General features: G+C 37.0%; 14 protein-coding genes. 3 read left to right on the top strand and 11 right to left on the bottom strand.

The features are described from left to right. Positions 1 to 60: 60 nt before the first annotated feature. From MWU82_RS17015 to MWU82_RS17025, 3 genes are all read left to right on the top strand, one after another. On the top strand, positions 61 to 777 hold the full coding sequence (locus MWU82_RS17015; protein WP_247097300.1) for a DUF4198 domain-containing protein: 717 nt from the start codon (positions 61 to 63) through the stop codon (positions 775 to 777). A gap of 357 nt (positions 778 to 1,134) precedes the next feature. Beyond that, positions 1,135 to 1,437: a hypothetical protein gene (locus MWU82_RS17020; RefSeq protein WP_247097301.1), complete on the top strand. Its 303-nt coding sequence runs from the start codon at positions 1,135 to 1,137 to the stop codon at positions 1,435 to 1,437. A 3-nt stretch (positions 1,438 to 1,440) separates the two neighbouring features. Then, positions 1,441 to 3,024 (top strand): PepSY-associated TM helix domain-containing protein, encoded by a 1,584-nt coding sequence (locus MWU82_RS17025; RefSeq protein WP_247097302.1) that lies wholly within the window; start codon positions 1,441 to 1,443, stop codon positions 3,022 to 3,024. A 945-nt stretch (positions 3,025 to 3,969) separates the two neighbouring features. Here the strand turns inward: MWU82_RS17025 and MWU82_RS17030 are convergent. The 11 genes from MWU82_RS17030 to MWU82_RS17080 form a co-directional block, all read right to left on the bottom strand. Then, a complete protein-coding gene (locus tag MWU82_RS17030; RefSeq protein WP_247097303.1) occupies positions 3,970 to 5,394 on the bottom strand; it encodes an L-serine ammonia-lyase in 1,425 nt (474 codons plus the stop codon). Between the two features lie 520 nt (positions 5,395 to 5,914). Then, positions 5,915 to 6,448 carry a sigma-70 family RNA polymerase sigma factor gene (locus tag MWU82_RS17035; protein ID WP_247097304.1) on the bottom strand — a complete coding sequence of 178 codons (534 nt, stop codon included), beginning with the start codon at positions 6,446 to 6,448 and terminating at the stop codon, positions 5,915 to 5,917. Between the two features lie 1,196 nt (positions 6,449 to 7,644). Beyond that, positions 7,645 to 8,685 carry a carbon-nitrogen hydrolase family protein gene (locus MWU82_RS17040; RefSeq protein WP_247097305.1) on the bottom strand — a complete coding sequence of 347 codons (1,041 nt, stop codon included), beginning with the start codon at positions 8,683 to 8,685 and terminating at the stop codon, positions 7,645 to 7,647. Positions 8,686 to 8,892: 207 nt separating this feature from the next. After that, on the bottom strand, positions 8,893 to 10,290 hold the full coding sequence (locus tag MWU82_RS17045; protein ID WP_247097307.1) for a mandelate racemase/muconate lactonizing enzyme family protein: 1,398 nt from the start codon (positions 10,288 to 10,290) through the stop codon (positions 8,893 to 8,895). A 36-nt stretch (positions 10,291 to 10,326) separates the two neighbouring features. Continuing rightward, entirely contained in the window at positions 10,327 to 12,663 is a 2,337-nt protein-coding gene (locus tag MWU82_RS17050) for a c-type cytochrome (RefSeq protein ID WP_247097308.1), read from the bottom strand. 219 nt (positions 12,664 to 12,882) lie between these two features. Beyond that, positions 12,883 to 14,628, bottom strand: coding sequence for a RagB/SusD family nutrient uptake outer membrane protein (locus MWU82_RS17055; protein WP_247097309.1), 1,746 nt, complete (start codon positions 14,626 to 14,628; stop codon positions 12,883 to 12,885). Positions 14,629 to 14,922: 294 nt separating this feature from the next. Next, positions 14,923 to 18,321, bottom strand: coding sequence for a TonB-dependent receptor (locus MWU82_RS17060; RefSeq protein ID WP_247097310.1), 3,399 nt, complete (start codon positions 18,319 to 18,321; stop codon positions 14,923 to 14,925). Positions 18,322 to 18,627: 306 nt separating this feature from the next. Then, positions 18,628 to 19,791: a FecR family protein gene (locus tag MWU82_RS17065; RefSeq protein ID WP_247097311.1), complete on the bottom strand. Its 1,164-nt coding sequence runs from the start codon at positions 19,789 to 19,791 to the stop codon at positions 18,628 to 18,630. A 919-nt stretch (positions 19,792 to 20,710) separates the two neighbouring features. After that, positions 20,711 to 21,751 (bottom strand): Gfo/Idh/MocA family oxidoreductase, encoded by a 1,041-nt coding sequence (locus tag MWU82_RS17070; protein ID WP_247097312.1) that lies wholly within the window; start codon positions 21,749 to 21,751, stop codon positions 20,711 to 20,713. A gap of 267 nt (positions 21,752 to 22,018) precedes the next feature. Next, the gene (locus tag MWU82_RS17075; protein ID WP_247097313.1) at positions 22,019 to 23,332 is read right to left on the bottom strand and encodes a gluconate:H+ symporter; all 1,314 of its coding nucleotides are present in this window, start codon (positions 23,330 to 23,332) and stop codon (positions 22,019 to 22,021) included. A 1,038-nt stretch (positions 23,333 to 24,370) separates the two neighbouring features. Continuing rightward, positions 24,371 to 24,937 carry an RNA polymerase sigma-70 factor gene (locus MWU82_RS17080; protein ID WP_247097314.1) on the bottom strand — a complete coding sequence of 189 codons (567 nt, stop codon included), beginning with the start codon at positions 24,935 to 24,937 and terminating at the stop codon, positions 24,371 to 24,373. Positions 24,938 to 25,002: the final 65 nt, after the last annotated feature.

Consider the following 25,002-nt stretch of genomic DNA (forward strand, 5'->3'; position numbering starts at 1 on the left):
AGTCAACAGTCCTTGGGTATTGCCCAGGGGCTGTTTACAATCAAAAAAAAATAATTAGATATGAAAAAATCAATTCTTATTACAGTATTTATGTTTGTGGTTTCATTGAAGGGGTACTCCCACTATCTTTGGGTAGAAACAGCACCGCAGGGATCGCTTAACCAGGAACAGGAAATTCGCGTATACTATGGTGAATACACCTATGGTGTTATGGAAGAGGTTAAGGGTAAAGCCTTTCCCGCTGTTAGTGAGTTTTCCCTTTGGGTATTAGATGGAAATGGTAGCAAAACTGAATTAGTCGTAACCCCTAAGGAGAACTATTATCTTGCCCATTTCACACCTAAATCCAATGGGACGTATACAATATTGTTGGACAATGACAATATAGATGTAATAGATTATACCCAGTATGACTTCGGCATTTTTAAGACCCATTACCATTCCGTAACCAGGTTTCAGGTAGGGGAGTACGTTGGTGAAACCACATCACTTAACGATAATGGAATTTCGTTAAAATACCTTCCATCACAGGGTGACGAAATCAAACTCCAGGTATTTTTCAAAAGTAAGCCCTTGGCCAACAACGAGGTTAAGGTATATGTTGCCGACCTTTGGTCAAAATCCTTGGAAACCAAAGAAGACGGTTTCGTTTCGTTCAAACTCCCGTGGAAAACCAAATATACAGTAGAGACAACCTTTAAAGAAGAAACGCCCGGAAAGTACAGGGGAAAAAAATATGATTTCATATGGCACTGTGCAACCACTTGTATTCAATAAAAAGTCACTCGATATATCGATCGACACCTTGGCACAATATCCAAAACTTGACGGGGTGGAATAAATTTCAATAGAAAATTATGCTCGCAGTAATTACTTTAATTATTTTTTTTGGGTTCTATTTCCTTTATAACACCTCCAAAAGGGCAGTATTAAACGATACCCAGTTCGATCTATGGTTACAAAAACATACAGAATTTGCAAAATTGGCAGGTATTGTCTTGATACTTTCTGCACACATTATATCATGCTTGCACTATGGTATAGCCGCCGGAATCTTTATGGCGCTCATTATCTTGATGAGTATTGCTAGTCTGTCAATTTTATTAATTCCATTAATGTTCAAAAATTAGTCCAATGCCGGCAAATCCTAAATATCTTACGCATTCACCATGGCAGCGTTTTGCTAAAATAACTGCTGTAATTATCGGGGGCTATACGGTTACCACAGTATTTCATCTTGTTTTGGCCTCTTGGATGAACAGGGTAGATGTAATCATTACCAGCACCTTTTCGTCTTTCATTCTTTGGGCTATTTTAATGGTAGTCACCTTTTTGGCTAAAAAAGGGTGGAGAATTTGGGGTATCTACATCCTGGTAACCATGGTTTTAGGTGTGCTAATGTATTTGGGCAAACTAATAAATCCAACAATTGTATAAGCTATGGGGCAACGTACTTATAATATTCTATTCCATACCCATACGGTTAGCGGCATTATCATAAGTGTGGCATTGTATATTATTTTCTTTGCAGGATCTTTTTCTTTTTTTAGGGATGAGATTGCAAATTGGCAATATGGACAAACTGTAAAGGTGTTGGACGAAATTCCGGATGACATCAATTCAGTAGTAATGGATATGGGGTCAGAGCACAAATTATTTAGCAGGGACATAACTATTGCGCATTATTACAATGAGCCAAAAATTAACGTAAGCATAGGTGCCTCCAAGGACACCTTGGTTTTGGAGGAAGACAGACAAGGCTCATTTTATTATTTGGACACTAAGAATGGCCAACACTCCAATTATAACGAGAGCTATAGTCTGGGAGAATTCCTATACAGGTTACATTTTTTTGATCAGCTGCCCTATCCCTATGGTCGGTACTTGGCTGGTCTGGTAGCTTTCTTCTTCCTATTTGCAATTTTTACTGGTATCGCAATACATTGGAACAAAATTATCTCCAACTTTTACCTTTTCCGACCTAGGGGCAAATTAAAAACGCTTTGGACAGATTCCCATACGGCCCTAGGGGTCATTGGCCTTCCATTTCAATTGGTGTACGCTGTTACCGGAGCCTTTTTTCTACTAAAGTTTATTTTGATAGCACCTAGTGTAATGGGTCTATATGAAGGGGATCAAAATAAGTTGTACGAGGACCTGGAGTACGTTCAACCAGTGTTTGAATTCATGAACAGACCCATACAAACAGAGTTTGATCTGAATTCTTATATAGTAAAAACCAAAGAGTACTGGCCTGCATTTAAAGTGACCAAAGTGCAGATATTTAATTATGGTGACGTGAATATGCACCTTTCAATTACGGGTAATTTAGACTATCGCTCTAAATTTAACGGTATAGGGAATGTGATTTTTAAGGTTGCAGATAACAGTATTGTCCATTTTAAAAATCCTTTGAAGTCCAGCTCGTATCTCGATGGAGTAAAAAATGTCCTGTTCAGATTACATTTGGGGGACTATGCCGGATTGGGACTTAGAGTAGTTTCCTTTGTATTAGGCCTTATTTCATGTTTCGTAATAATATCAGGCATAATGATCTGGTTGGTTGCACGTAACAAAAAAAATATTCCACAGAAAAAACGTCATTTTAATGAAAATGTCGTTCGCTATTTTTTAGCCATATGTTTAAGTATGTACCCAATAACCGCACTGGAATTTATTTTGGTAAAGATATTTCAGCCTAATGAGGGAAAAGCCTTTTTCTATAGTACTTATTTTATTGGATGGTTGATTTTGACCATTTTCTTGATCATCAAGAACAATAATGGTTTCACCAATAGAAGTACCTTATTGCTCGGTAGTGCTCTAGGCTTATTGGTGCCCATTACCAATGGATTTGTTACTGGAAAATGGATATGGAACAGTTACGCCGAGGGCCTCTCACAAATCCTCTTCATAGATGTTTTATGGCTAATATTATCCCTAATAGGATTCTGGGTGGCATTTCAACTGAACAGGAACCAAAATTCAAAAGTCTTATCAACAACCAAAAGAATAACTGAATGACATTAGTTTACAACAATGAATATGGAGCCATCTTTTTACTGGAAAATTCTCCAAATCCTCATTGTAAGTTACAAATGGTAATAGATAGCATCGGTATTTTTATGTGTAAGGAAGATTTGCAAAACTTGCTAAGGTTTGTACAAAATTCACATGAACCCTGCCATTGTACAGATTGCGGTGGTAAAGCCTGCAATAAGATATGGTGTTCCAATCCCTTGGTCGATATTTGCCTTAAATTAAACAAGCGCTCTTTGGACTTAATGGAAGACCTAATCAAAGGGACATTATTTATGTTGAATTTAGATGAAAATTTGGATGAAATTTGTCGGTAGAGTAATTTTTTTCAAAAAAGAAATACAATACTTCTACCTTAACATTTTTGGTTAACTATTACTTCAACTTAAAAGGTAAGGCTACATCTAAATCGAACTTTTCAAGTATAAAATCCAAAGGCAATTTCCCTTGATTACGTTATTCAAAATGTTTGATCCTAGGTTCGAATCCTAGTTCCGTCAAATATAAACCTATGATTTTCGAGAGATTGATGTCCTTCTTTTTCGGTAAAATATCATATTAGGTTCACTTTTATATTTTAACCAAGCTGTAATCAAATTTGACCCACAATGGGAGTGTTCGAAATTCAATTTTATTGTAGTCATATTCCTATTTGGGTAGGCTATAAGAACTATGAGATACGTTATACATATGTCCCGGGCTGCTATTGAGAGTGGTGCTTCTGTACAATTGTTGGGAGGAATACTACCAGAAGAAGCCAAGTAATTCAGGGGATGTCTTAATTAGTCAGAAATGGATTCATATTGCGAAATTGATACTAAAATTATTAGTCGTTGGTTGGGTTATCTCTAGAAATCTTTACAAAGGTTATATTAACCCTTAATGAAGTCCATAGAAAAATATGGTTTTTAGTGCATCATGTTCGAATTGTCAACAATCGGTTATAAATACACCTACGGCCAGTCCACCTTTCGAGGTCTCTTTGTATTTGTGGCTCATATCCTTGGCGGTTTCCCACATGGTGTTCACTACTTTGTCCAAAGGAACTTTGGCATTGGCAGGGTCGGAGTCCATCGCCAATTCCGCAGCGTTGATGGCTTTTATGGCCCCCATGCAGTTCCGTTCTATGCACGGTATTTGAACAAGGCCACCAATGGGGTCGCAGGTAAGTCCCAAATGATGTTCCATAGCAATTTCTGCTGCCATAAGTACTTGTTCCGGGCTTCCACCCATAAGTTCTGTCAGTGCGGCAGCGGCCATGGCAGAAGAAACCCCAATTTCGGCCTGACAACCGCCCATGGCTGCGGAAATGGTAGCTCCCTTTTTAAATATGCTACCTATTTCTCCTGCAACTAAGAGGAACTGTTTTATGTGCTCAAAGGAGGCTTTATGGTTTTCAATGACCATATAATACATAAGGACTGCAGGGATTACGCCAGCACTGCCATTGGTGGGGGCTGTGACCACTCTTCCCAAAGAGGCGTTTACCTCATTAACGCTCAGTGCAAAACAGCTTACCCATTTAAGGATGGAACGGAACTTAACTTTAGTCTGTCTAATGGTAACAAGCCATTCCTGTGGCGTGGAATAGGGGAGATCCCCTTTTAGTTTTAAGTGGGTGTCGTATGCCCTTCTTCGTACATTTAATCCGCCGGGAAGTTTCCCTTCGGTGTGGCAGCCAATGAACATACACTCCAACATTGTATTCCAAATTTGTTTTAAGCCCTGATCTATTTCGGCATCTGATCGCAGGGAGCGTTCATTTATAAGTATCAATTGGGAGATGGATTTATTTTCTTTTTTGCAGGCGGCCAAAAGATCTTCTCCTTTTTCTATGGAAAAAGGGAAGGAATTGAAAACTTCACGTTTTTTTTCGGAAAGTTTCAGCTCTTCCTTGACTACAAAGCCCCCTCCAATGGAATAGTAGGTTTCCCTTATTAATTTCCCGTTGGAAAGATTGGCCGAAAAAGTGAGTCCATTGGCATGAAATGGCAAAAATTCCCTCTTGAACATTATATCCAAATTAGGGTCAAAGGAAATTTCAAGGCAGTTGTTCAAAAGCAACTTTTTATTTTCTTGAATTCCATTGATTATACTGCTGATATTTTCAATAGGAATGGTTACCGGGTCGGCTCCGGTGAGCCCCAACATGATGGCCAAGTCTGTGGCGTGACCTTTTCCGGTCAGGGAGAGGGAACCATAAACATCTATTTTGACGTGGGTAATTGAGGGAAACACCTTTTTTTCAAGCAGCTCCCCTAAAAAACGTTCTGCGGCCCGCCACGGTCCCAAGGTATGGGAACTGGATGGACCTACCCCGATTTTGAGCATATCGAAAACACTAATACATTCCATTTAGTTCTATTTTCTTTAGTTAAATATATGATTTGTTATTAATTGGATAGATTTAGGCGGATCAGCTTGAAATTCTGGACTGGTTTTGATCGTTCCAATCACAGTTTATTTCAACGACTTGAATTTGGTCCTCTACCGATATATACTATAGGCCTTAACATTAATTGATAGTTTCAAACCCAACGTTGTATTACTTAGAATTATTTAATAACCTCTTAAGTAAATAATCCCAATAATATGATCATAAGATTGGATTGGTATTTTTAAATTGTCTTGTTAACGTGACATATCTAAACCTCTCAGTTTTTAAAAGTATCCTCATGTATCCGAAATTGATAACAACTTAAAACATCTTCTTTTTAATGCAAGAATGTTCTTGAATAGAGAGGAAAAAATTTGTTTTTTGCTGTTGCTAAAGTTTTATTCATCGTAAGTTGCACAACTTAACTTCCATTTTAAATTGACCTCTTTAAGAGTAAGTGCCAAAAATGTAAATTAGGGTGATGATAATAAAATTAAATTATTGAAGTAAGTGGTATATAATGCCTAAAAGTGATATTTTTTTGGAACTATCACTTAAATTAATCCTTAAAATTCTATATGCCTTTTTCATTTGTGTTTTTACAGTATTAACAGAAATTCCTAAAGAATCAGCTGCACTTTGATATTTTTGTCCATCCAAGGCACATAATTCGAATACATTTTTACATTGCTCAGGAAGTTTGTCCATAGCCGAACGCAGGTTTGGCCCTAAATCTACATCCTTTCTAGGTTCGTCTTCGAACAAATCTTCAACTAGGATGTTTTCATAAATAGGTGTTAGCCTTTTTGTCTCCTTTATCTGTTTAATGCTTGCATATTTGACGGAATTCCAGATATATCCTTTTAGATTAGATATTTCAGTACTTTTGGGATTCATTAATATCTCAATAAAGACATCTTGAACAATATCTCTCGCCAAATCAGAAGATGATACATAACTATTGGATAGCAAGCAAAATTCTCGATAATGTTTCTTATAAACAATTTCTATCCTATGATGAATTGTTTTCATTTTTCTTGGTCGGTTAAAATATTGGTTGGCATTAAAGATCAAAAAACCTCAAAATAGGTACAAATCTAATCACTTCAAAAATATTTGGTTTTATTGGTTTAATTTCGGTATTAATATTAATAAATCAAAATAATTAGGGTCATGTAATAGAAATAAATGGCTTTTTTCTAAGGAAAAAACTTTAATCTTTTATTTGAGTTAAAACTGAGCCATTATTTAATGTAATCGAAATCTTTAAAAGGTAAATCCATTATTTTGCTTTCATTGTAGCCATATTATATTTTTACTTTTTTGCAGTTGCAGCCATACTTGTATCATAACTCGAAGAAAGACAACAAAACCCGCAAGCATATTAACACTGATTACTATATAAAGGGGCAGATGTTAAGTCATGTCCATTAGGTAGAATATGTTCAGCGTTATTTAATTCCGCGGTAAACCCATTAGGAACAATGAAAGGGAAAAACAGTCCGCGATGATTGCAAATAAAAGGCGAACGCCAAGTCATTAGGGATGCTGTCTTCGAGATCTTCTTCAAGTTTATAGGATTGTGGAAGATTAATATTTTTGGCTTCAATTTTCACAATTACAATAATGATATTTCTTTCATATTTAGTGGAAATGGACATGGTCTTTCCTTTCGAAATTTCTATTTAAGAGTTAATCCGTAATTTGTTTTTTGGTTAACATTCCATTTTAACAAACTCTTTTTTACATTATGTTAAACTCAACTTCTTCAAGGGACAATCTTTTTATTTCAAAAAGAACAAAGCTATTTTAGCCTGTATTTTGAATGTTGTATCTTTTTTCTATCAGCCTATTGCCGATATTTGTGTAATAGAACAAGAGTACTTGTTTAATCTCAACCTTTATAAAAGTTGGCAAAGGACACCTTGTAGCCCTTCACCTCCAGTTTTGGGTACTGGTCGCTATCCAACATTGTGAGTTCAACGCAGTGCGAAGCGCCTAACCTTGTTATATCCATCCTTCCCATTGGAGAAATGTTATAAATCCACTTGATGCAAATGCCAAGGACATTCCAAGATAAAGGCAGTTCTTTTGATAAAATTAAGGAAATCATCATTTTTACCGGGTTTCCATTCTAGTTCTTGCAAGAAGGTAAATCATATTCGCTTTAAGCTAACATAGCTTTTTGTTGGATCTATTTCCTTCTTGCAAAAAGTATACATCAATGCTTAATCCTTGATTTGTCTAAGTCTATAATTCCTGGATCGATTGAAGTAATCATCAAGAAGTTCTATATCGAACTCCCTTATCATTTGGTTGGCACTTATATCTTTTTTTTCGCTAGAAATCAATACTGCACCAAGTTTCCCAGGATCCGATATAGTCACGAATTCACCATATTTTTCCTTTAAAGCTCTAAGTTTTTGCCAATTTCCATCCAAATGAGCTAGTTCTGCATCTAAATTAATGGTTGCAACGACATAATGAAAGTAGTTAGTACTTGAAGCAATGACCTCTCCCAGCGGATTTCTGATTTCTGAAATCAACTCATTGGGCCCAAGGGAACTTACAAAAAAAGACCTGCTGGAATAAGCCCAATTGCCTTGTTCCAACCCTCCGTGATACATGGATGGAAATAAAATAATATCGGGCTTTTCTTGCGCATATTTATCCAAAAGTTCCATAAAATTCAAATCAAAACATATTGCTGCCGCAACACGGCCAAAATCGGTTTCGATAATCGGTACCTCAGTTCCTGCGACAATACCTTCCTCCATCTCACGAATAGTAGGGAAATTCTTATCATATATACCTACAGTTTTCCCAGATCTATCCAGAATGATGCAAGAATTTCGTAGATTACCTTTCGTGTCTTCCCTTCTCGTTCCGAATGCTATATAACAGTTATTGGTTTTTGCCACTGAAGCTAGATAATCCCGTACCTGATTTTTTCTTACTTCATAATATGTAATTTTCATTTCGCTGGACAAATACTTGGAAGGACGGTCGAAAACTTCTGGTAGGACAATTAAATCTGGTCGAAAAGGCAAGACTTCTTCGATTCTTTCATTCCAATAATCAATCATATTGTTAACCGCCACTTGTGGGGCCAGGTTAGCTTTGAGGACTGGTCCTTCACCACCAATACTGGCGATAGTTACATGATTCTGAGCTTGGCAAAAACACAAAGAAAATACTAGCAATAGGAGGGAGGTTATACTTTTTTCTTTATAATCAGGAGACCTCAATATTTTTAATTTTTCATCCATAATGCCTAATTTTTTAAGTTGATATTACCGCTTATTAAACCTATGCTACTTATTCCTGTACAAAATTGCCATCCTTCTGGACTGCTACGTTTTTTTTAGAATCTACAGGGTGGTTTCTTTTTATTTTTTTTGACATTTTTTAAGTTAATTGTAAATAACAAATACGTTCATGTCTTTTTATCCTATTAAATTATGCCTGCCCATAACTTAACGCTGTATATCCTTGAACAAATCTTCATAATGTTCCGAAGGAAGAAATATTCCACCACTTTCAGCATAAAATGACTTACCCGTTGTGTAAACACCATTTTGTGTCTGTGTCCAATCCGCACCAGCCTTAGGGTGGTATGTCTTAAGTTGATCCCAATTTTTGTAAAATTGATGACCGTTGGTTTCTAGTAGTCCGATATCCATCATGGGAAGGGGTGCTAGACGTGCAGCAATCGATTTGTTCCAGTCCACCAAAATCGGATTTACAGTAAGATCGGCACAAAAACAAGGTACGTTTCGTTCACGACAGGCTTGAACAATCTTTAAGGTCATACTTAGGGTCTTGGCAATGGCCTTTACAACTATAGTACCGTAACCCTGCTCTATACGATTTATAGCATCCTGAACCGTATGTGCACTTTCATCAGCGGCAATGGTTACCCCTAAATCTCCCACGTAAGATTCATCAGTTTCAGAAAGAGGTTCCTCAATTACCGCAATCTGGTCGAAAGCCCCTATTCTTTTGGCATGGTCCAAAAAGCGTAACAGGGTGTCCTTGGATTCATACCTTCCATTGGGGTCAATATAATATGGAATCTTGCCATTGATGGTATGAGGAGTTTCATAATACCCAACTGCCTTGTGTACCTTGGATAAGAACTCTTTATCACGGGCCAACATTTCTTGTTGGGTGCCTTTGGAACCGGTCTTTAATTTCATAATATAAAAACCTTCATCGGCGGCTTCAATTATTTTTTTAATCGTTGTGCCTACAGGAAAAGACGGTATGCTCGCTACTTTTTTATGTCTATATGATAGTCCTTGGCGGTATTCTGCTGGTACCATTTCATCGAAGGTACGGAGGTTGTTTTCATGAGCATAAAGTAGCCATGCTGCGTTATCAACACATACCAGAGAGTTCAGTGCAAAAGTCTTTCTTAAGTCCTTTTCACCTGTTATTTTTTGACCATATGCGTGGACTTCAGGTAAAATTTTGTCCAGCAATTGTATTGGGTCAGTAAACGAACTGCCCTTTATTAGTTGCAATGCCATTTCGCTCATCGCGAACATCAGTGCGTTGGCGCCGTTCTCAGAATGGGCACTAGCCACACTGCCATCGGACCATAGAGGACTCTGGGTGCCCAGCCCTATTTTAGAAACCCCCGATTCGCTTTTTATCAAAGCAGCTGTCTGCCAAAGCTGTGTGACGGCACTCCCTCCAAAACGATAAGGATTTAGGGCTTCCCTTTCAAAATTAGCGCTAACGTTCTTAATCTTGATTTTTGATTTCATTTTTTTCTCTTTTCCCAGTAAGTTGTTGTTTAATGGCAGCCCAAAGGTTCCAGCGATCGTAGCCGCTGCAGTTTTGTTTAAAAACTCCCTACGCTTCATCATCCTAATGTATTCTTTTGGACATTGGTTCTTCTTTTGTTATTTTTTTGGAATGTTGTTCAAGGTGTACCAGGCTTCGGAAGTCCATAGGTTTTGGCCATTGGCACTCTGAAGATTATCTGGAATCCTTAAATATACAACATGTTCTTTTTTCAATCCTGGGACCTCTATATATAGTTTCTTACGATCAAGGGATAAGTCTGTTGTCGTTACAGATAAGCTCTCCAAATTCATCTTGGGGCCTCCGTAATCCTCGGTGGGTTTATACCACCATTGGGTTAAAATAAAGTCAGACGAGACAATTTCTTGGGTATTGATCAAAGGTTGGGTGAACTCTATTTCGAAACCTTCGGGCCTCGCCCGTACAGCCAACATTTCGAAAGTAGGTTTACCGTTGAATTTTATCCTTTGTAAGCCGTATTTCTTTTCCCTCCATGTCCAACCACCAACCATACCTATTTCCCCGATATAAAGCGCTCCGTCAGGGCCCCAACAGAGTCGGTTGACTCCTGCATGGAGTCCTTGTGTGAATCGGAAAACCGCGCCTTGGTAGCTACCGTTTATTTTTTCAAGAAAATCTCGTTTTATGCCACCATGACTTACATCTCCATGTAGCATCTGACCCTTGTAGGGGCCATCTTTCATAATAATTGGCTCTGATGGCGAATTACCGATTTCAGTGTCTGGAAGCCAAAGTGTAGGTTGTACCATTTTGGGAGGTTCTTCCAATCGATCTAACAGACCCCATGCCATACCGTGATACTCTCCCTTTTTAACATGTATTAGTTTATTAGCCGGCAGCCACTCTCCCTGATTGTCGGTTACGAAGAGTTCACCGTCAACACCCCTACCGATTCCATTGGGGGTACGCAGGCCAAAATTTATTCTCTCAAAGCTTCCATTAGGTGCTATTTTTAATGTTCTGCCACGATCCTTTTTTTGCTTTTCAGTAGCCAACAATCGCATGGCCATCGACAGAGAAACATAAAAATATCCCTTATCGTAAAGTAATCCGAAGGCGAATTCGTGAAAATCGTCAGTAACCCCCCATGTGTTACAGATGGCCCTATATTCATCAATAATATCATCATTGTTGACATCTATCAACTGGGTAAGTTCGTGTTTTTGTACTACGAATATTTTTCCGTCTACAACTTCTATTCCCAGAGGTTCCTGAAGGCCTGCAGCAATTCTTTTTTTATTTATCTTGGTGCTGTCTCCGTCCTGAAATCCATCGAGAACATACACTCCGCCTTCAGTATCCCAAGTCGTAAAAAGCAGTCTGCCGTCGGGTAGAAAGGCCAGCCCACCTATTTTTGGCTTTAAATCTCCTCCATGAAGGGTTGTCAGATCATAACTAGGATGAACCCTATCTAGAGGCATTCCATGTCCAGGTTTGGGATTGTGTACTTTGGCTACAACCTCAAAATTTCTGACGTATGGTTGATATCCTACCGTATCTTCCTCTTTCCTTAGACTTAATACGTAGTCCAGCATCATTTTAAGTTCTTTTTCCTGGAGTTGCGGATGTGGGTTCATAACACTTTGTCCCCATGCCCCTGAACCGCCTTTCCGTATTTTCTCACTTAAATAAAGTATATTTTCCTCAACATTGGGATAGCGTAGCGCGATATCCGAAAAGGCAGGCCCTACATTATTTTTATCCATCTCATGACAGGTGAAACAATCACTTTCCTCCATCCACATCCTCCCCAAGTGGTCATAGGATATCTTATTGTCAGGAGGACTTTGTTCCGGAAGGATGTCAAAATAATCAGTTTTGACACTCACATCGTTCGAGGCGAGTTTGAAATAATCATTATCCAGTTTTAATAGTAGCTTAGTATCCTCGGGTACCCCGTCCGTACTAAACCATCTTTCAAGACCGGGCCTACCTTTTGGGTCTTTTACGAATTCAGGGCGTTCCTTTACCTGAACGGAATCGCCAGAACGGAGAACTAAGGCATAATTTAAATACACCTGTTCATTTCTATATTCATACCCCTTATTGATAATTTTTAAAGTTTCCGCCTTCCCATTGCGTTGGACAATCCACCGTTGCTGTTGGGAATTTTCGGAAATATAGGAAGTACCCCAAGAGATTGGCTGTATGTTCTTTTTGGCAGTGTAGGGAGCCCCCTCCATGGCAACACCCCCCTTCCATGCTTTATAAAGTGTACATTGAGCAAGATCATATGCTACGTACATTTGAGAATCTAAGGCAACTGTCAACATTCTGGGCCTCTTATCCAACACCGACCTGAAAGTCCAGACATCTATGGGACGCTGGCTTTCGATTTCCCTTATTTCTTTACAGGCGGACAATAAACATAGTGGAAAGATAACTAAAGTTATATTTTTGATTTTTAACTTCATATAACATACTTATTATTACGAGTTTTTTTAAGAGTGAATATATAAATAGGGAATAAGCTTGAAGATGTTTATCCTTAGGGCTATTATTTAATCATTATATATTCACTCTTATACTCAAGTTGACATTAACTTTTTAGCTCATGAACACTTTTAGTTCTAAGTGGAATTAATTCCACATAAAAGTCCATGTGAACTTATCCTGTCAAATTCAATTGTTTATTACCAACCTGGGTTTTGTTCCAATTGTGGATTTAATGTAAGTTGATCTTGAGGTAAAGGCAATAGATAATCACGATCAATTTTGAAATTATACCCATTAGGCAAGGCAGATTGGTAGGGGTCCATAAATCCTTCAGAGTCATCAGGATACGGATTATCGGGAAATTGTTCTCCAAAGAATATTCCTTTAGGTCTAATCCCGGCAATTAATTTATCGGCTACGGCCCATCTTAGAATGTCATCTAGCCGGAACCCTTCTAAGGATAGCTCAACGCGACGCTCACGACGAATTTCGTTAATAATTGGTGAAAGTTCAGGAAATTGCCAGTCGGGATCAATGGGGATATTTCCAAGATCAATATTTGGCATTCCTATTCTATCTCTGATAAGTTTAATGGAGTTATCAATGTCCAACTGGGTAATATCACCAAGCTCTGCTTTAGCTTCTATATAGTTGAGTAAGACCTCTGCATATCGGAAAAGAATTATGGGTTCATTATTACCCGCTTTATCATGTGTGCTAATCTGTGCATTATACCCTTTACGTTGTATATACCCGGCCGGGACAGCATAACTAGCAGAGCTAAATAGATTGGGGAAAATCATATCTTTCCAATATGAGATGGTATCCAGTTTATCAATTTCGTAGGGTGCATTAGGAGTAATAATGGTTTGATAGTATCTGGGATCGCGATTTTCTGCTTCGTCAGCATACGAGTCGTGTCCTTGAAAAAGGGGACTAATTGATATAGGATTTCCATCAGCAGACAGGAATGCGTCTGCTAGACTTTTAACAACACCTTGACCAGTAGGAAAAGCACCAACTATTGAGCGATAATTTTTAATACCCAAGGACTTATCAAATTTCTTCCAAAGTAGCACCTCCTTATTTGAAGAATAATCAGGAAGATTGAACAAATCATGATAATCAGTTTGTGGGTTGCTAGTGGAGGAAATATCAAATCTTCCGGAATCCATAATAATAGAGCAGGACTCAACGACTTTGTTAAAATATTTATCTGGATCTGGATTGCTCGCTTTAAAAGGGTCATTTGCATGATACTTCTCCCAGGTTCCTTCATATAATGCCACTCTTGACTGAAGTGCTAGGGCAGTCCATTTATTCAAACGTAGGCCGTTATCATTTTTTTCAGTGGTCAAATAAAGTGCTGCTGTATCTAAATCGGCAATAATATTATCTATTACCTCATTTCTGGGTGTCCGACTGTTAAATAATTCTTCTGAATCTACATCAAGCACCTTATCATACCATGGCACATCTCCAAATCTTTTGACGAGATTGAAATAAATTAGCGCTCTGAAAAAATAAACCTCCCCAACATATTGTTTGTAATCATCAAATGGGTCGGTGCAAAGATCGTAGTTTTCCAAAAAGTAATTGGCACGCCTAATCCACGTGAAATCCCATCTGCCCCCAGTTGATGGTACAACATTTTGTCCATTCATGCGGGTGTCAATACTTTCAGTAATAAAATTGTCTGTTCCAGCTTCACTAGAAAATAGAAGTAAACTGTAATTGAGACCGCCGTTGCCTCCATAGTCTAATAACATGTCATTCGGAGTATAGAATTGATTCACATATAGCTCAAGATTTGAAGATTTTTCAAAAAAAGATTCTTCGGGCACCTGATCTAACGGTGGTCTATCAAGGAATTCTCCTTTTTCGCATGCAAAAAGTGTTAAAATAAGGGTGAAAAGAGTAAATATTGATTTTATATTTTTCATTTTGATAGTTTTTATATTACTAATTACTAATCCTGTTATCAGCATGACAGGCCTCTTTATTACTATTGAGCTCCTGTTCTGCAACTTTTAACCAAAGATTCGCCTATTAAGCTTGTAGAAATGGACATCACGATATATCTTTAGATATTTTTCCTTGATTTTCATCTCTTACTTACGGTAAATTCCAACCACGTTTATCTTAGTGAGGGAAATGTTCAATAAAGTGTTTTAAGTTCATATCTGTCTTTAATATATTAACCCTCAATTGTGGTTAAAGTGTCGAAAAATCCTTTTCTAAAAAGTAATATTTAGTCCAAATGAAATCGTTCGCGCTAAAGGATATAGTATACCAATTCCCAACGATCCCTGTGACCCCTGGCTATTTGGAATATTCGATACTATAGATGTTTCTGGGTCTAGTGTTTTTGGAAACCCAGTGAATGTCAAAACATTTGAAATTGATGTATATATCTTAAGCCTTTCGATCAATATCTTTTGCGAAAGCTTTGATGGCATAGTATACCCTATTTGAATATTTTTCAAACGTAGATATGCCGCATCAAGTAAATATCTGGATTGAACCTGTAAATTTTTATTTCCTTCAGAGGTTAGGTAGGGCTTTGGAAAGTATGCATTAGTATTTGGACCGAGAATACTTGCATCATCAGAAGGTCTCCAAAAATCTTTCATACCTTCATATAGGGAAGCCTCTCTTCCAACCACGACTCCCCAAAATTGACGATTTGCACTTGTCGCTGGAACCCATAAGTCCGCTTTGCCGACTCCTTGCCAGAGCATGCTGAAATCAAATTCCTTCCATTGTAGTCCTGCAGAAAGACCAACTGTATAACCAATCGAACTGTTCCCAATTACACTTAAATCACCATGATTGCTCAAGGTTCGATTGCCATCGTCGATAATGCCATTACCATCCAAGTCTTTATATTTAATATCCCCAGGACCCCATGATGGCCAGAACTTAGACTGATCAGGTATTACTTCACTTTCTGATTGAATTAGTTGGTCTGTTTTATAACCCCAAATTTCACCTATTGTTTTACCGACATAAAAATTATCTATTAAACCTAAAGGGTTTAAGTATTTGGTCACCACTGATTTATTATTTGCTAGAGTCAATCTAAGGTTGTAGTTGAGATTGTCGCTGGGGTTGTCTTTCCATGTTAACGTAACCTCCCAACCCTTTGTAGACATAGAAGCATTATTGGCTTGCGGTGGAACAGTTCCTAATACGGCAGGTAGACTCTCCACTGGGCCAAACATATGGGTAGTGATTCGGTTGTACCAATCGAAGTTAAGCCCAAGACGATTCCTTAACAACTCAGTGTCAATCCCAAAATCAAGCATTGTTATCTTTTCCCAGGTTAAACCAGGACTAATTATGTTTGGCATCCCTGCATAATTAGGTCTTGAATCATTTAGAATCCACTCAAGGTTGCTGTTAGTAGTTACAATTGGTGTATACAAATAATTATCAACATTTTGATTTCCCAAAGCTCCATATGACGCTCTAAGTTTTAAATTATTTATCGTATTTTTTAAAGGTTCCCAGAATTCTTCCTTATCGATTTTGTAGCCGGTGGAAATAGAAGGAAAAAAGCCCGTCCTGGAATTCTTGGCAAATTTAGATGACCCACTATATCGACCATTAAATTCAAACAAATACTTCTCTTTGAAGTTGTAGTTTATTCTGGTAAAAGCGGCTTGAGTAGCCCAATGATCCATAGCGTCATTAACGGTATATGGGCCGGCAGAAGTTTGAATAGAGGGAACATCATCCGTAATTAAGTTTACGCCACTACCCAGAATACTCGAATTATATTGATACTCTTCTTCATACCCCACCATGGCTTTAAAGTAGTGGTTATCAATTTGTTTTTCATATCCTGAAATAGCAGATAAGGTTTTATATATATTGTTGCCCCAGTTTTGAGAATAACCGTTTACAGGGGCACCAATGTTGCCTACGAGTCCTGCAAATGATGTAGTAGGTACTCGTACTCGATGATTTGAATATTTACTGGAATTTAATTGATAGCTATAAGAAAAGTTCGTTTTCCATCCTTTCAAAGGTTCTATTTCAGAGCCAAGACTGATGACTAAATCATTTATAATGTTATCATCTAGTCCAGCCCCCTTTAATGCATTTATATTAGGATTGCGCATCTCCCCGTGATAATCTTTAGCTGTAGCATCGTACACATAAATTGGGTCGGTTGGCCACATTTTTGTAAACTCGTGGAGTGTTTGATATTTAGTAAGGCCGAATGCACCATTTGGTTGTCTAGCATGGCTATTGGCAAATTTTGTATTAAGGCTAAAACTGATCCACTCAGTTGCTTGGGCGTTTAGGTTCACCATAAGGTTGTACCTTTTATAGTCATCGTCTATATAATTATATACCCCATTCTCACTAGAATAACCTGCCAGAGCATAATATTGGAATTTTTCGCTACCCCCACTAATATTGACCGAATGTGATTGTCGTAATGCATGTTTTCTGTAAAGGAAATCAAAAAGGTTATAATTTGCATTTCCTTGGTGTCTGCCCTGTGCAAATGTCGACGGTGGATTAATCGTATCATATTCTGGTAGATAGGTCCCATTTATATATCCTTGGATTCTGTCGACCTGACCTGGACTAAATTTGGGAGGTTGACCCGAATTTGCAGAAGCTATATTCATAGCCGTTACGAACCTAAGCGAACTTTGCCATTTTGGAACAAACATTGGGCTTGAAACTCCAAAATTAGAATTATATCCTACCGATACCTCATTATTCTTATTGCCCTTTTTGGTTGTGATCAATACGACGCCAAAGGGGGCTCTAGATCCATAAATTGCTGAAGCTGCCGCATCTTTTAAAATGGATACACTTTCTACTGAATTCGGGTCTAAGTAATTAACATCCATTTCAATTCCGTCCACTAATATCAAAGGAGCACTACTCCCTGAAAGACTTCCTGCCCCTCTAATGTTAAAAGACATTCCATGGCCCGGTTCTCCACCATCCTGCGAAATGGAAACATTCAAATTTGGAGACAAACCTTGCAAGATTGTTCCTATATTAGGCGAAGGCCTATTTTCTATATCTTTTTTAGAGATAACATCAACGGAGCCGGTTAAATTTATCTTCTTTTGGCTGCCGTAACCAACTATTACAACTTCCTCCAAATTACTGACGTCTTCTTCAAGTACTACATCTAAAGTGGTATTATTACCTACCTCTACTTCTTTGGTCTTATATCCAATATAACTGAAGATAAAGGTATCTCCCGCCACAACATTCTCAAGAACATAGTTTCCATCAAAATCAGTCTGAGTGCCGTTTATAGTACCCTTCAAGAGTACATTTACTCCGGGCAATGGACCCTCGGCATTGGAAACAGTCCCGGAAACTGACTGTTGAACTTCACGTTCATCATCTATTGATGATCGATCCTTGTTATTTAATATAGGTGATTTTTCTGCATTGCCCAATTTTAGTAGAACCTGTTTTTTTTGAATTTCATAATAAATAGTTGTGCCCTGAAATATTATATCCAGAACATCTGATACCGGGGTGTTCACGACTTCTACCGAAACCAGTTTTTTTACATCGATCTTTTTGTTATTATAAAAGAATTTTAAATCGGTAAGGGATTCTATCGATTCAAGCACTTTTTTAATTTCCACACGTTCAAGGTTTAAGGTTACCTCGTTTTTTTGGGAATAGACATTGGCTTGGACTGAAAAAATCGAAATAACCAAAAGAATGGCGGTTAATTTCATTGCCAAATTGAGTTTAAGAAAATTAGGCTTGAAAAAGCACTGTTCATCATTTTTTTCCATATTTTTGTAAAGTTTTTTAGTTGACTATTAATAGTCGATTAACAGTAATCGGGAAATGCTCCAACATTTTCCGATTTTTTGTTCTGTCTGTAACCGACGGACGATAAGTATTCAATTTATTTCATCAGGTTTCTTTCATAAGTCTAATATTTAGTTGGTTTTAGGTTCGTAGATAATAATATTGTTTCCTTCTATTGTATATTCAAAAGGTGTTTCCTGGTCAAAAATCTTTAAGGCTTCCTCAATGGTCTCTATATCGAAAGTAGCCGTAAACACTTCATTGTTAAGTTTTTCATATTTGTTGTCAATGGATACTTTATAATGACGTTGTAACTTTTGAATTATATTCCTAAAGGATGTCTCTTTAAGAATAAGTTTTCCCTGTATCCAACCGGTATAAATATCTGTATCAACCTCCTCAAGCTCCGTGTTTTCATAAAGCCTGTCCCAAGCAGCTTTATATCCAGGCTCAAGCTTGAAGGCTTTTTTTGGATCATAATTACCTTTGGCACTATAAAGGCTTACTGCCCCCTCGACCAAAACAGTGTTGATTTGTCTGTCTTCTGGATATGAGGAAATATTGAATTTTGTTCCTAGGACCCTTACATCTAAAGTGCCACTAGTTACAATAAATGGATTTGACTCATTTTTGGTTACATCAAAAAATGCCTCACCATTTAAAAAAACTTGCCTGTTTTGATGTTCAATAAATTTCACTGGATACTTAAGCGAAGATCCGGCGTTAAGGTGGACAATAGTACTGTCGGAAAGAACAACGCTAAATCTTCTGCCATTCGGTACAGTGAGCGTATTATAAACTAATTTCTTGGTTTTTGTCGGGTTGGAATAGTCTAAATGATCACCTTTTTGTTCACCCAAAATTTTTCCTTGTACATTAGTAATTGTTTGTTGACTTTCCGGAGAAATTGTGAGTGTCTCTCCGTTTTCCAATAATAAAGTAATCGAATCTTCTGGTTCTGTAGTTTTCTGCGCTTCTAAGTTGAAATGCCAATATCCATACCCTAGGCCGATGAGACCAACAAAAACCGCGGCATACCTAAGCATGGATTTTACATGTTGAGCTTTGTTATTCGCCAATCTTTTATTGTTATATTTTTTCCACGTTTTCTCCCATTCCTTATTGTCGTCGAGTTGGGCGATGACCGAAATATTACGCTCATCTCCTGATGCCATGATGCGTAGAAACAAATTTTGATTTTCTTCCGATTCGTTTATCCAGAGGTCTAGAAATTCTTGTTCTTTATCGGAAAGGTGCCCTTTTATTTTTTTGGCTATTATTCTAGCAATATCCATTACCCTTATTTTAAATTAACGGCCATTTAACGACCCTTTTAACAATAAGTGTCAAAAAAGTAAAATAGGGTGATGTAATAAATGAGAAAAATCTAAAAATGTGGCTGTTATGGGAAAAAAGTCCTAACCATGTTAGGTTCATTGGTACATAATTTCAATTATTCCTTAAAATGATATATGCTTTTTACGAATGTTTTAAGGAGTTCAATAATTGGTCACCAAATAATTGTTGTCATTATACTGCCAAAACTAATTTTAAATTTGAATTAAGGTCAAAGTTGATCAAACGATAGGATCCCCAAAATTTAATAAAAGCGCCCTCCTGTCAAGTAACCTTTGACCATTTTGTAGAGATTGTTTTCCGATTTTGTCTAAGGCTGCCCATCTCAGTTGCAAAGGGAGTAGGTCGCTGCAAGGGTAATATGCTTTTCATTTTAGGGTGATGGTCATTTATATCTTCAAAGGACACCGGATTAAGGTTTTTAAAACCCCGGAAAGCTTTGAACGTAATTTGTATTCGTTAATACTTTTAAGTGTAATTCCCCTATGGAAAACAAGAGTTTCATTTCCTTTGCTTCGTTAACTCTTTACAATCGATACTCATTTTATCCACAGACCAATAAAAATATAATCATATGCTTGGTTTTGATGCAACCAAATCAATGACCTCAATGATTTTGGCTTATACAAGTGCGATATGGCCATAAAATTGACCAACCAAAACATCCGACATGTATGAAATATGATGAAAATTATTTATATGCCTTACTGTGGGGAGGCATGGTGTTTTTAACTAAAATACCCTCAAAATTTGAAACCATGACTTTAAGTTCAACCTGAATTTTAAAACACTGGATATTGACTCGATTTTGTTAAAAAGTATGTTGTAGAGCGCACTATGTGGACAACATATTTAGGCCTATTTTTTCGAACCAACAGTTGCCTTTTTCATCATCTCAGCTAATGAAACCGATAATCCTCCTCGAAGTTTGCTTTCATCTGCCGCTTTCATAAAGGCAAATATCTCAAGAGTTTCTACATTGCTTACAGGTGTTACACCGGTGCGAAAATATTTTATGATCTCTATAAGCAGAGGGTCGTAGCCCCCTGATATTTCTATATTTGCCTTCACACCTGTACTTCCATGGACAAGGCCACCAAAAGTAGCTTTCCCTCCTTCAGGAGTTGCTGTAAAGACACCTATTCGGCCATCTTCCCAAACTCCCGTGACAACTGTGGATACCGGTGTGTCAACCCTTGTGACTTGATTACATCCAGGTCCCATAAGTGTAAAAAGAGCTTCAATACCATGAATTCCATAGTAGGCGAGATCCAGATGTCCTATCGCTTTTTTTGCGGAGCAATATGTATAGGCTCCAAGTACATTTCCCACATCTTTATTTCCCCTTGCTATTTCAAGTGATTCTGGGGAAAACCTGGTACTTGAAGCGGAAAATATAGGAACCTTATATTTCTGAGATGCCTTAAAAATGGCTAAAGCATTTTCTAAGGAGTTGGAGATGGGTTTATCTATAAACATGCGTTTTCCTGCCTTTAACACGGGTAAAGCTTCCTTTAAATGCCTTCTGGCATCTACGGATTCCAATAGAACTGCATCTACTTTTTTCAATAGTTCATCAATGGAGTTCACAATCTCAATTCCAATTTCTCTGATTTCATCGGTAAATTTATTCAATCTGTCAATGCTATCAGGGAGGTCGGCACTGCCTTTTGTAGGATAGGCCGCAACCACTTTGGCTCCATGAAACTCGGGTCTTCCCGAATGGTTTATCGACTTGGTAAAAGCGATAACATGTGACGTGTCAAGACCAATAATACCTATCTTTAGTCCTAGGTTTTTACTTTCCGTCCCATACATTGAGCCAATATTTCCAGTGATGCTCAACCCCAATCCTGCCATGGCGGTGGTTTTTATAAAATTACGTCTTTTCCGTTCCATTGATTTACGTTTATTATTTTAGTTCTAATGATAATGTCATCTAGGTTTTCACGTCTCAAGTCAAACTAGTTTATTCTTAATAACACCTTCTTTCTTATACAGCCTTTTCTGTCGAGATTTTTTGATTGGTTGGATTGTTCTCGGCACTAACTAAACCAATACGATCCACTTACCTAAAGCTTTTTTTAAACGAACGTTGTCGGTTCGTCATAGTAATTCCACGAGATTTGCCCCATTAACAAAGAGCTGTTCTTGATTGCAATTTTTTTAAACAAATAAGTCTAACAATAAAACCATTAGAATGCCAACTACACCAACAATGGTTTCCATAACAGTCCATGATTTAAAAGTGTCATTAAGACTAAGATTAAAGTACTCTTTGAACATCCAAAAGCCAGAATCGTTTACATGGGAAAACATTAAACTTCCTGCGCCAATGGCAAGTACCATAAGATTTGGGTTAGCCCCTGTCACTGATATTATTGGTGCTATAATACCTGCGGTAGTTAGACCAGCAACAGTTGCAGAACCCAAACAGACCCTAATTATGGTTGCCATCAAGAATCCTAAAATTAGTGGATTTACGTTCCATCCTCCAAGTAAATTTGCAATTTCAGTACTTACTCCACTGTCTATAAAAATTTGTTTAAGCGCACCTGCACCGGCAACTATTAAAAGGATCATGGCTATATCCTTGACAGAATTAGTATAGCCGTCCATAATATTTTTCATTTTCATTTTTTGCTTAATTCCAAGTGTATATGTTGCAATAATTAGTGAAATCAGCATCACATTTACAGGGTCAGCTAAAAATATAAAAATATCTTCCAGGGTTTTATTTCCAGAGGTTAGGTACGGCAATATTGCGGACACCGCCAATAAAAATACTGGTAACAAAGCTGTTATAAAGCAGTTAATTCCGCTAGGTAATTCTCTATCCGAAGTCTCTTGGGGAATGAATAAGTCTAAAGGTTGTGATTGAACTGTTTTTAACGTTTTTGCAAAAATGGGCCCTGCAGTGATCATACAAGGCACTGCAACTATAAACCCATAAATTAAGGTTGTGCTCAAATTAGCTTCGAAAAGATTGTTCAAGGCTGTAGGCGATGGGTGTGGTGGTAAAAAACCGTGGGTTACTGATAATGCTGCTAACATTGGGATGCCAATGTATAGGGCAGGTAATTTATATTGATATACTAACGAAAAAATTAACGGTACCAAAAGTACAAAACCTACGTTGTAAAAAAGTGGAATTCCAACTATGAATCCTGTAATCATTAAGGCCCATTGGATGTATTTTGCGCCAAAACCCTTCATTAGAACTTCAGTGATTTTTTTGGCAGCACCACTATCCGCTATAATCTTGCCAAACATTGCGCCCAAACAAATAATTATAGCTAAGGAACCCAACATGTCGCCAATACCTACTTTTAAAGATCTAGAAATATCTCTTAAAGGAATACCTAAGAGCGCTCCAGCTATGATGGATACGATAAGAAATGCTAAAAAAGGATTTATTTTACCCCAAGTGATTATTAGAATTAGTATAAATACGCAGAAAACTACTATTAGTATGGTCATGTTAAGTTAATACTTGGTTTGATTAATTTGTTTTGAGAACTCGTGTTTAAATATTTGGGATTGGAACTGACTTAAAATTTCAGAAAGATTATATTCAAATTGATAGGAGAGGCACCATGTTTAATTTTTATCTATTGATGGAGTTATATCAACATTAGATTTTACAACTTAACGATCTAACAGAAACAACCTCTTTTGGTATTAGTGCCAAAAAAGTAGAATAGGGTGATGTTAAAAAATGATAAAAAATTAAATTAAGTAGGGAAATCACAAATAACCGCGACAAGTAAAATTTTCTTACCCGTTGTAAAAGAATGTTTAAATTGAATTCTAATTTATTGATGGCTCAATAATTTATGAACGTGTTAGTGTTTTGTTTTGGCCGTTAATTCGGTAATTTAGGATGTCGTACCAGGATTTAATTCACCAAAGGACTTTGAACTGCTGAACTATTAGCTATCATAAATTTATCTTGCATTTGTAAGAATATGGGCTCTCTATTTTTCCTCTTTTTTAAATTTAATAGCATGGTCTCCTAGTTTTAAACGAATATGTTTGGCACTAAAATCATGGGAATACGAACAATACCTACAATTGCTTCAATTACAGTAGAATAAGATTAGTTCATCACGTTTTGTTATAATACACTGTTAATGGAAAAATACTATTTCAATAATTATAATATCATACTCTTTTTTTATATAAAAAGTACATATAAAAAAGGTTGCTCTTAGTGGTTGACTACGGGAATCCAGGGATTTGGGAGTAAAATTTTTGATGGCAGGGTAAACTCAAAGTTGACGGCGGAAAAAGTCGAAATCAGAACTGAGAAAAAGATTAATGGAGGGCTCATTCTAAATGAAACGATAACTTTGTTAACCTAGGCGAAAGAGGGATATAAGCTCATGAATATCATTTTTTGCGTTGGAACACGATTATTTTGAAATTGAATACTATTACTTTTTACAATTAGATTTAGAAAAACAATTAAGTAAAATTTGAACAGTTAAAATGCTAATGGTTATTTCCGCCTTGAAACTAAAAAAAGATTGATAGAAAATTTAATTTTGCGGCTTTTACGCGTAATCGCTTCAGGACCCGACCAATGTGGCTTTCAACTGTATTTTCCGAGATATTCAACATATTGGCAATTTCCTTAGATGTTAATCCTCTCTTTTTATTCATAATAAATATCTCCTTGGCTTTTTTAGGTAATGATTGAATTTCATTGTCAACCCACTTTAATCTGTCCATAATTTTTTCATCTTCCTCTATTGCCAGTTCTTGAAGGACTTCCCCGTGTATTTTATGAAGAATAGTTATTTCTTTTTGGGTTCGTAAATAATCATTTATAAAAATATTGTGAACAGATGTATATAAGTAGTTTTTTATAGATGTTGTAATTATTATATTTTCCCGATTCAACCATAATTTCAGGAACACATTTTGGACGATATCTTCCGATTTATACTTGTTTTGAGTTAAACTTTTTGCATAAATGAAAAGCAATTTGTAATAAGTCTCGAAGAGCTTATGATATGCATTTTTATTGCCTTTCTGAAGCTCCTCAAGCAAATCCTTTTCATTTGAAATAAAATCATGCATGGGTTGAATATTTAACTTTTAGATAACAAATAAATAAAAAAAAATATTAAAAATGCATGGTATTC

The sequence above is a fragment of the Arenibacter sp. S6351L genome (assembly GCF_023016025.1).
Lineage (GTDB): Bacteria > Bacteroidota > Bacteroidia > Flavobacteriales > Flavobacteriaceae > Arenibacter > Arenibacter algicola_B.